The sequence below is a fragment of the Rubrivirga sp. genome (genome assembly GCF_049648075.1).
Lineage (GTDB): Bacteria > Bacteroidota > Rhodothermia > Rhodothermales > Rubricoccaceae > Rubrivirga.
The window spans coordinates 1-5917 of record NZ_JBARYR010000550.1 but is presented as its reverse complement, the minus strand read 5'-3'; the positions used below and the strand labels follow the sequence as shown (position 1 = coordinate 5917).

Sequence of the window (5917 nt, the reverse complement as noted above, 5' to 3'; positions counted from 1 at the left end):
GTCCGGCTCCGCCGCCAACGTGTCGACCGAGGTCGTCGAGAAGCCGATCACGATGTCGGAGGCGACCGCCGCCGCCCTCGAGGGCGAGGTCCGCGCGGCCCGCGTCGCGTCCTCGACCGGCGCGACGGTGGACCTGGGCGACGCCGCCGATACCGCGACGGCCCTGGCCCTGGCGTGCTGGTACGGCGAGACTTCGCGCGACAGCCTCCCGCAGACGGACAAGGCCGACGAGGCCATCGAGGCTCGCCAAGACCGGGCCTAGACGAAAGCTCCGCCTCGACGACCTCGAGGCGGGCGCTAGGCAACGGGGAACTCCGGCCTCGAGGCCGGCTCCCCAGCCGGCTGCCGCACGACCTGGTGCACGACGTGGGCCAGGTCCGGCAGGATCAGCCGGTCGAGCGCGAGCGTCACCGCGTCGACGGAGCCGGGGCAGCAGAACAACAGCGTTTCGGGGTCCCCGTCCTCCAAGCCGTAGAGTCCAGCCGTCGCCCGCGACAGCATCGAGGCCGCGCCGATCTCTTGGAACGACAGCATTCGGAACAGCTCGCCAAACCCGGGCAGAGGCTTCTGGATCAAGCGGTCCGCGACCTCCGGCGTCCGGTCCCGGCGTCCGACGCCCGTTCCGCCCGTCGTGATGACGACCTCGACGCGGCCTGCGAGGTGGAGCAGGACCGTTCGGATGGCCTCCGGCTCGTCGGGCACGATCCGGTAGAACTCGACCAGGTGCCCGGCGTCCCGGAGCCCGTCGGTCAAGTGCTTGCCGCTGTGGTCCGTCGTCTCGTCGCGCGTATCGGAGACGGTGACGACGGCACACGCGACGGGCGTGTCAGCCGCTTGGGAGCGGTGTTCGGCGACGGACATGAGCGACACGGTGGGTGACGTCTCTCACCCCGATCCCTCGTCGTCCGTTCCGTCCCCAGGATCGGTTTCCCCGAACCATCGCGGCGGGTCGTATCCGTGCCCGCCCCACGGGTGGCACCGCCCGATCCGCCAGATCGCCAGGACGCTTCCGCGGAGCGCTCCGTAGCGCTGGAGCGCCTGGACCGCGTACTGAGAGCACGTCGGGGTGTACCGGCAACTCGACGGGAGCCAAGGCGAGATCGCCCCTCGGTAGAACCGCACCAGCCCGATCAGGAGCCAACGCGGGGCGGTCCAGATGGCGCGAGCGACGGGAGAGGACGGAGTCGTCAAAGGAGCTGTGGGCGAGCCCCGCCTACGCCGACCCGTCTCGCTCGGGTTCATTCCGTCCTCGAGGGCGCTACCTTCCGCCACGCCCCCCACCGGCCCGCATGCGCGCCATTGTCGTCGGGGCTGGGGACGTCGGGTACGACGTGGCCCGGCTCCTGTCGCTCCAACGCCACGACGTCACGGTCGTCGACACCGACCCCGAGAAGGTCGACCACGTACGCGACACGCTCGACGTGCTGGCCGTCGTGGGATCTGGTACGAGCGCGGCGACGCTGCGGGAAGCTCACATCGAGGACGCGGATCTCGTGGTCGCCGTCACCGACGTGGACGAGGTCAACCTGGTCGCGTCGATGCTGGCCGAGCGGGTTGGGAAGTCGAGCGAGGAGACCATCACGATCGCCCGCGTCCGCAGCGACGAGGTCACCGGACCGGGCTCGGTCCTGACGCTCGCGGACTTCGGGATCGACCACATCATCCACCCGGAGCAGTCGACGGCCAACGAGATCGTCGCGCTCCTGCGACGCGCCGCCGCGACCGACGTCGTCGACTTCTGCTCGGCGCGCGTGCAACTCGTCGGCATCCGCATCGAGAAGGACTCGCCGGTCGTGGGTGTCCCTCTCGAGGACCTGGCCCGGCGCTCCTCGTTGCCGTTCCGCGTGATGGGCATCTCGCGCGGCGTCCGTACGATCGTGCCGTCGGGGCGCGAGAAGCTGTTCCCCAACGACCAGGTGTTCGTCTTGGTCGAGTCCGGCCGCGTCTCCGACGTCGCACGGCAGCTCGGCAAAGAGGCCGGCCGGCTCCGCCACGTCATGATCCTGGGCGGGACGAACGTCGGCGCCCGCGTCGCGGCCGGCCTGCTCCAGGCGACGAGCCGCCGCAACGCGATGCAGGTCAAAATCGTCGAGGCCGACCGCTCGCGTGCGGAGTACCTGGCAGAAACCCTCGAGGGCGCCCTCGTCATCCACGGCGACCCCGCTGACATCGACCTGCTGGCCCGCGAAGGGCTGGGCGAGACCGACGCCGTGGTCGCCGTGACGCCGGACGAGGAGTCGAACCTGGTCGCGTGCTTGATGGCGAAGCACCTCGAGGTCCGCAAGACCGTCGCGCTGTTGTCCAAGAGCGCCTACATCCCGATCTCGCAGTCCATCGGCTTGGATGCGGCCGTGAGCCAGAAGCTGGCCGTCTCGCGCGAGGTGCTCCGGTTTTTGCGCGGCTCCCACGTCCGCTCCGTCGCGACCGTCCACGGCCTCGATGCCGAGATCCTGGAGCTGGTGGCGGACACGGGCTCGCCGATCACGCGGGCACCTCTGGCAAAGCAAAAGCTCCCCAAGGGCGTGCTGCTGGGTGCGGTCGTCGGCAAGCGGGTCGAGATCGCGACTGGGCGGACTCAAGTCGAGCCCGGACAGCGCGCGGTGGTGTTCGCTACGCCGGAGCGCGTCGGGGACGTCGAACCGCTGTTCAGTGCCTAGCGCGATGACCCCGCCGATCTCTCCGTCCTCGATGGTTGACGCGGCCTCGAGGTCACCCGCCGTCCACGTCCTCGAGGTCGCACCGTGATCTTCGACTGGAAGGCGATCACCGGAGTCCTGGGCGTGCTCATCGCGGCGCTCGGCGTCGCGCTGCTGGCGCCGACCGCCGTGGGGCTGGCGTACGGCGAGGCGGCGTGGACCTCGTTCGGCGTTACGGCCGTGGTCTCGATGGTCGTCGGAGCCGGGCTGTGGGCGCTGTTCCGGCCCAGCGGTGAGATCCGCGTCCGTGAGGGGTTCGCCATCGTCGCGCTCGCCTGGTTCGTGTTGTCGCTCGTCGGCGCGATCCCGTGGGTCGCGTCGGGGACGCTCGCGGAGTTCTCGGACGCCTTCTTCGAGACCATGAGCGGGTTCACCACGACCGGCGCCACCATCCTGGGCGGCGCGGATACGCCCGCGATCGAGGCCGTTCCCAATGCATTCCTGCTGTGGCGCTCGCTGACGCACTGGCTCGGCGGGATGGGCGTCGTCGTCCTTACGATCGCGGTGCTCCCGCTCTTGGGCGTCGGCGGGATGCAGTTGTTCAAGGCCGAGGTGCCCGGCCCGTCGGCGGACAAGCTGACGCCGCGCGTGACGGAGACGGCCAAGCGGCTGTGGGCGATCTACGTCGCGCTGACCGTCCTCGAGGTCGTGCTCTTGCTGCCGGCCATGTCCCTCTTTGACGCCGTCAACCACGCGATGGCGACGTTGGCGACGGGCGGCTTCTCGACGGAGAACGGCTCCGTCGGGCAGTACGACAGCGCCTACATCGACGGGGTCATCACGGTGTTCATGATCCTGGCGGGCATGAACTTCGCCCTCCACTACCGCCTGCTCCACCGCGACTGGGCGGCGACGAACAACGAGGAGCTCAAGGTCTACTTCGGCATCGTCGGGGGCGCGACGCTGCTGCTGACGCTGGTCCTGTGGACGCCGACCGGCGACCTCCTCCCCGCGCCGGTCACGCTCGACGGCCAGGTGGTAACCCAGCGAGTCTTCGAGGACGTCGTGTCGGACGGAGCCGTCCTCGAGGACGTGGACACCGAAGCCGCCGCCCGGGTGGGCGGAGATGACATCGGCGGGGGTGCTGCTGAAGCGGACGCGCTCGCATCCCGCGAAGAGCGCGGTCGGACGGTCGTCCGCTACGACAGCTTCTGGGACTCGCTCCGCTACGGCGCCTTCCAGGCCGCTGCGATCATCACCACGACCGGCTTCGGCACGGCCGACTACGAGGTGTGGCCGCCCCTCGCACTGGTCGTGTTGTTTGCGCTCTTCTTCGTCGGCGGGATGGCCGGCTCGACGGGCGGCGGCGTCAAGGTCGTGCGCGTGCTGCTCATCCTGAAGAACTCGTTCCGCGAGCTGCGCCAACTCGTCCACCCGCAGGCCATCCTGCCGATCCGGCTGGACCACCGTGTGATTCCGGAGAGCATCGTCCGCAACGTGCTCTCCTTTATCGTGTTCTACATCGGCCTGATCGGTCTGGGGACGCTGCTGATGGGGATTCTGGGGCTCGACATCTGGAGCGCGTTCAGCGCTACGTTCTCGTGCGTGGGCAACGTCGGGCCGGCGTTCGGAGCGATGGGGCCGACGGAGAACTACACGCACGTACCGGTCGCCGGCAAGTGGATCCTGTCGTTCTTGATGATGGCGGGACGACTGGAGATCTTTACGGTCCTGCTCCTCCTTACACCCGCTTTCTGGCGGCGGTAGTCGTCCTCGAGGTCGGTCCTGCATCTTCGAGGATGACGCATCGAGACGGAACGTGCCGCTGTGCCTCGTTGGCTCACGCGACCTCGAAGTCGGCACAGACGCCCCGCGGGGCGTCTCTATGTATGCCGCGACCTCGAGGCCGGAGCGCAACGTAAAGCATCACCGACAACGTCATCCCGAGCGGAGCCGAGGGATCTCGACGCGCCGCGTCCGGATATGGAGGGGGGATGGACCTCGAGGTCGGACGCAGACGCCACAGCGTGGCGTCTCTACGGCGGCTGGGAAGTTGTAGCGATTCTGCGTCCTCGAGGTCGGCCCGCGCACATCTTCCCAACCCCCAACGCCTGCCATGCACCTCGACGAGCTCCGCGACCATTGCCTGGCCAAGCCCGGCGTCACCGAGGGGTTCCCGTTCGACAACGACACCCTGGTCTTCAAGGTCGCCGGCAAGATGTTCGCCTTGATGAGCCTGGAGCGCGTGCCGACGACCGTCAACCTCAAGTGCGATCCCGAGCGCGCCGTCCAACTCCGAGAGGAGTACGCCGACGTCGAGCCGGGCTACCACATGAGCAAGGTCCACTGGAACACCGTCGGGCTGCAAGGCGACGTGCCCGGCCGCGTCGTGCGCGAGCTGACGGACCACTCGTACGACCTGGTCGTCTCGAAGCTGACCAAGGCCGCCCGCGCCACGCTCGAGTAGCACGTCCTCGAGGACGTGCCGACCACGATAGACCGTGAACAGCGATCTCGCTCCGGCGTTGACCGCCCCGACCTCACCCCCCGACCATGCGCTACGTCCTCCTGTCCGCCCTCGTCCTCGCCGCTTGCGCCGATGCACCTGACCCCGAGCCGTCGGCCAGCGCCATCGAAGCGCCATCGCCCTCGAGGACGGACCGAGCCGTCGCAGAGATCGGGGCGGTCGACGGGTCCGGTGTGTCCGGGACGGTCGAGTTCGTGGACCTCGGCGAGGCCGTCGAGATCCGCTACAACTTGGCCGGGTTGTCCCCCGGGGAGCACGGGTTCCACGTCCATCAGAACGGCGACTGCGGCACGGACTCGACCGGGACGCCGGCCGGCGCTGCGGGCGGGCACTTCAACCCTCTCTCTAGTGAGCACGGAGGTCCCGGCGAGGCCGCCACCGATCGGCACGCCGGAGACTTGGGCAACATCGAGGGCGACGCCTCCGGCAACGCCATCGGCACGCGCGTCGACTCCGTCCTCGCGTTTAGTGGCCCGACCTCGATCGTGGGCAAGGGGTTCATCGTCCACGGTGGACGGGACGACTTGGAGAGCCAGCCGAGCGGCGACGCGGGGCCGCGCGTCGGGTGCGGCGTGATCGCGATGGTCGGGGAGGCACCGGGGGCCGCATCCGAGGAGTCCTGAGATCGCGACACGGGTGATCTCGGGACGGGCCGCGCACGTGGGAGGGGTCCATCTCTTCCACCCGCCATGCGATCCTCTCTCTCTATCCTCCTCCTGACGTTCTCTCTCGCCGCCTGCTCGACGGCCGAGCG

General features: G+C 69.2%; 7 protein-coding genes. 5 read left to right on the top strand and 2 right to left on the bottom strand.

The features are described 5' to 3' along the window. On the top strand, window positions 1–262 hold a 262-nt coding region (locus WBA11_RS15375; RefSeq protein ID WP_424521542.1), incomplete at its 5' end, for a hypothetical protein. Window positions 263–297: 35 nt separating this feature from the next. Here the strand turns inward: WBA11_RS15375 and WBA11_RS15370 are convergent. Both WBA11_RS15370 and yidD read right to left on the bottom strand, forming a co-directional pair. Continuing rightward, window positions 298–861 carry a MogA/MoaB family molybdenum cofactor biosynthesis protein gene (locus WBA11_RS15370; RefSeq protein ID WP_424521541.1) on the bottom strand — a complete coding sequence of 188 codons (564 nt, stop codon included), beginning with the start codon at window positions 859–861 and terminating at the stop codon, window positions 298–300. A 24-nt stretch (window positions 862–885) separates the two neighbouring features. Continuing rightward, window positions 886–1191, bottom strand: coding sequence for a membrane protein insertion efficiency factor YidD (gene yidD, locus WBA11_RS15365; RefSeq protein WP_424521540.1), 306 nt, complete (start codon window positions 1189–1191; stop codon window positions 886–888). 98 nt (window positions 1192–1289) lie between these two features. Here yidD and trkA point away from each other — a divergent pair, with 98 nt between their 5' ends. The 4 genes from trkA to WBA11_RS15345 all read left to right on the top strand — a co-directional run bounded on the left by trkA (window position 1290) and on the right by WBA11_RS15345 (window position 5786). Next, window positions 1290–2657, top strand: coding sequence for a Trk system potassium transporter TrkA (trkA, locus tag WBA11_RS15360; RefSeq protein ID WP_424521539.1), 1368 nt, complete (start codon window positions 1290–1292; stop codon window positions 2655–2657). Window positions 2658–2741: 84 nt separating this feature from the next. Then, the gene (locus tag WBA11_RS15355) at window positions 2742–4403 is read left to right on the top strand and encodes a TrkH family potassium uptake protein (RefSeq protein ID WP_424521538.1); all 1662 of its coding nucleotides are present in this window, start codon (window positions 2742–2744) and stop codon (window positions 4401–4403) included. Window positions 4404–4752: 349 nt separating this feature from the next. Then, window positions 4753–5103, top strand: a complete 351-nt coding sequence (locus WBA11_RS15350; protein WP_424521537.1) for an MmcQ/YjbR family DNA-binding protein — start codon at window positions 4753–4755, stop codon at window positions 5101–5103. An 86-nt stretch (window positions 5104–5189) separates the two neighbouring features. Continuing rightward, window positions 5190–5786, top strand: coding sequence for a superoxide dismutase family protein (locus tag WBA11_RS15345; RefSeq protein WP_424521536.1), 597 nt, complete (start codon window positions 5190–5192; stop codon window positions 5784–5786). Window positions 5787–5917 lie beyond the last annotated feature (131 nt).

Coding starts and splice junctions, on each gene's coding strand:
- WBA11_RS15370 (WP_424521541.1), bottom strand. CDS start 861: ATGTCCGTCGCCGAACACCGCTCCCAAGCGGCTGACACGCCCGTCGCG.
- trkA (WP_424521539.1), top strand. CDS start 1,290: ATGCGCGCCATTGTCGTCGGGGCTGGGGACGTCGGGTACGACGTGGCC.
- WBA11_RS15350 (WP_424521537.1), top strand. CDS start 4,753: ATGCACCTCGACGAGCTCCGCGACCATTGCCTGGCCAAGCCCGGCGTC.
- WBA11_RS15345 (WP_424521536.1), top strand. CDS start 5,190: ATGCGCTACGTCCTCCTGTCCGCCCTCGTCCTCGCCGCTTGCGCCGAT.